At 46.1% G+C, this 2,525-nt stretch carries 2 protein-coding genes; both read right to left on the bottom strand.

Features of this window, described 5'->3' with window-relative positions; all coding sequences use genetic code 11:
* The coding region (locus VIP81_RS03965; protein WP_331957182.1) for a hypothetical protein at nt 1-194 on the bottom strand (194 nt) is incomplete at its 3' end.
* Nucleotides 195-420: 226 nt separating this feature from the next.
* Nucleotides 421-2,525 (bottom strand): hypothetical protein (locus tag VIP81_RS03960; protein ID WP_331957181.1); only part of this gene is annotated, 2,105 nt, incomplete at its 5' end.

The following is a 2,525-nucleotide window of genomic DNA, read 5'->3' as shown; positions in this document are numbered from 1 at the left end:
CCATTTGCTGCAGCATCGTAATTGGTGATAATACCATTTGAAGAGAGGTAGAGAAAAAGCCCCGGAGTTTTAACTTTGAAACACACCTTTCCCTCCGGAAAGAGTAATGCTGTAAAAGTTTGCGCATTGGCAATCTTAGCTGAGGCTATTGCTAATAGCAAAAAAGATATCGCAAATAATTTCTTTCTTTTCATAGCTGTATATAATAAAGAGGAGTTGGGAAATATCAGTCTGTATTAACTAATTGACGAAGCAAATGGGTCTTATGTAATATATTTTTATCAGCTTAGCGCAACAACCCAAGTTATAAATTATTTACATTATTTCAAAAGCCCGGGTGTTGTATTTTAAACTTGACAAGTCCATGCAATAGGAAAGGGCTGCCGCATCAACTGCAACAGCCCCTTCAACGATATAGCGCTATTCCATCGTATAATTCAATACCAGCCATGCACCCGCAATAGTTCCTTTTACCATCGCAAAGTTCTGGACAGCAAAACTATAGTCGATGTGATCACTGGCCAGTTTCAACGTGCCTGTAATCGCACTAACCGGATCTATCAGTTGGATCTGCGTACCAAACTTAGCGGCATTCTTGGTCATCGCCTGTGCAGCTGCACCATTAACGGATACCATCAGGTTGCCACTGTTGCTGGTAAGTACAAACAATGCTACGCTTTGTACCGTTACCTTAATCGCACTGTTCTGCGTAAAGTAAGGTAATCCTGCTTTGGTCAGACTTCCGCTGAAAGTACCGCCAGCATTCATAAAGGCGTACCAGTTATCGGACATTTCATGCCGCATATCAAACATCCGGAAAAGGCCGGCTGCCGGCACGCTGTCTACTATTTTCTTAAACAGCAGCTTCAGGTAGTCTGTTGTTTCCTTTTTAAACAAGCCACCACCCTGCCGGGAAGTATAACTGATCTGCAGGATCACGTCTGTAATACTCTGGTAATCGAATTGTGCCAGCGAAGCGGGATCATTCATTTCCAGGTGCCAGGAGCTGATGGCGCCGGTACCCTCAAAAGGCAGGTACCTGTCGTCATGAAAACTTAGTTCAAACAACCCCGTATCATTTTGCCCATGGCTGGTGCCAATAGATTGAATGGCTCCCAGGTTGTAGGTAAAACGGTCGTCGCCTCCCGCTTTTTCCACGTATTTATCATACGCATCTGCTCCTGCAGGATTCAATTGTGTATTCCTGCGGTATTTGTTGCTGACCTGCGACAGTGTACAGGACACCGTTACCAGCGGTCCACTGATACAAGGGATACTCACAGAAATAGTTTTTATCCGACGCAGATAATGACCCGGATAATCCATGTCGAACAACATTTCCGGAATATTGATGTCGCACTGACCTGTATTACGCAACTGCAACAGGGCTTCGGGCGACAGCGCTGCCACTGAAATATTTTTGGTCAGTTCAAATTCCCGTTGATTATTATGAAGATAATTTGATTCCAGTCGTTTTACATCCAGCAGGAGTCGCTCGCCGGACAGTAATCCTTTTTTCATAGTGTCCCAGTAGTTATACTGAATCACATTGCTGTTGGCTGCCAGTTCAAACTGGTAGCATTGTTCCGCTTGTTTAGCCATCGCGAAGGCCAGCTGGTATGATTGGAAGTACAGGGTACTGATCTGCCCCGTCATCCAGGCATACAGGTCTTTGTTAGTGTACTTACTGGTCATGAAGGTATTTACTTCCTGCGCCTGTTGTATCCGTAGCTGTTGGGTAGTGGTTTCTTTAACAGCAATATCCTTGCGGATATCTGCCACTACTATTTGTTGATCCATCTGTTCCAGTTCCAGGGAAGCCATGTCTTTCTGCAAGCCCCATTCGTCCATTCTACGCTGATACGCACCTATGTTACCAATGAGACTGGAAGTGGAATGCAGGATACCTGCGATGCCACGGAACAGGGTACCAAATTGACCGGTAGAACTACCCACATTGTTACCACCAAAAGATACAGTGACTACCGGTGATCCGCCAAAGCCCGCACCACCACCGGTGATAATCGGTATCATATGGGTACCTCCGGAAGTCGCATCCAGTACGGTCGCTACTATTTCAGATATAATAGCTCCTGCTGAAATACCCGCCTGTGCTATTTCCCAGCCATTCATAAAATCACGGCTGCTATAGTAATCGTATTTTTTCTGGGAAATCGCCTTCGATTTCCGCAATGCTTCGATCGACTGGGTCGCCTCTTCTACCTGTACCTGCCGGATCAATAATAATTGTTGCTGTAATTTTATTTCTTCTCCGGCTCTTAACAGGGCCAATGCTTCATTGTCTTTCTTTTCCAAAGCAGACAACAGGGCTGCGCCGGTGGCTTTCACCTGTTCTGCAAGTTCACTGGCTTTTTGCAAAATCACACGGAAACGGTATAATGGCAACGGCGCATTCAGCATGCTGGTCACCGCGCTGATATCCAAACCGGCGGCGGCGGCGCGCACCAGCATACCAGGATCTATCGGCGGCGCAAACAACGCCAGCACACGATGTACGCCATTGA

The organism is Chitinophaga sp. (genome assembly GCF_036566945.1).
In the GTDB taxonomy this organism is placed as follows: Bacteria; Bacteroidota; Bacteroidia; order Chitinophagales; family Chitinophagaceae; genus Chitinophaga.
This window is presented reverse-complemented; position numbering and strand designations above follow the sequence as displayed.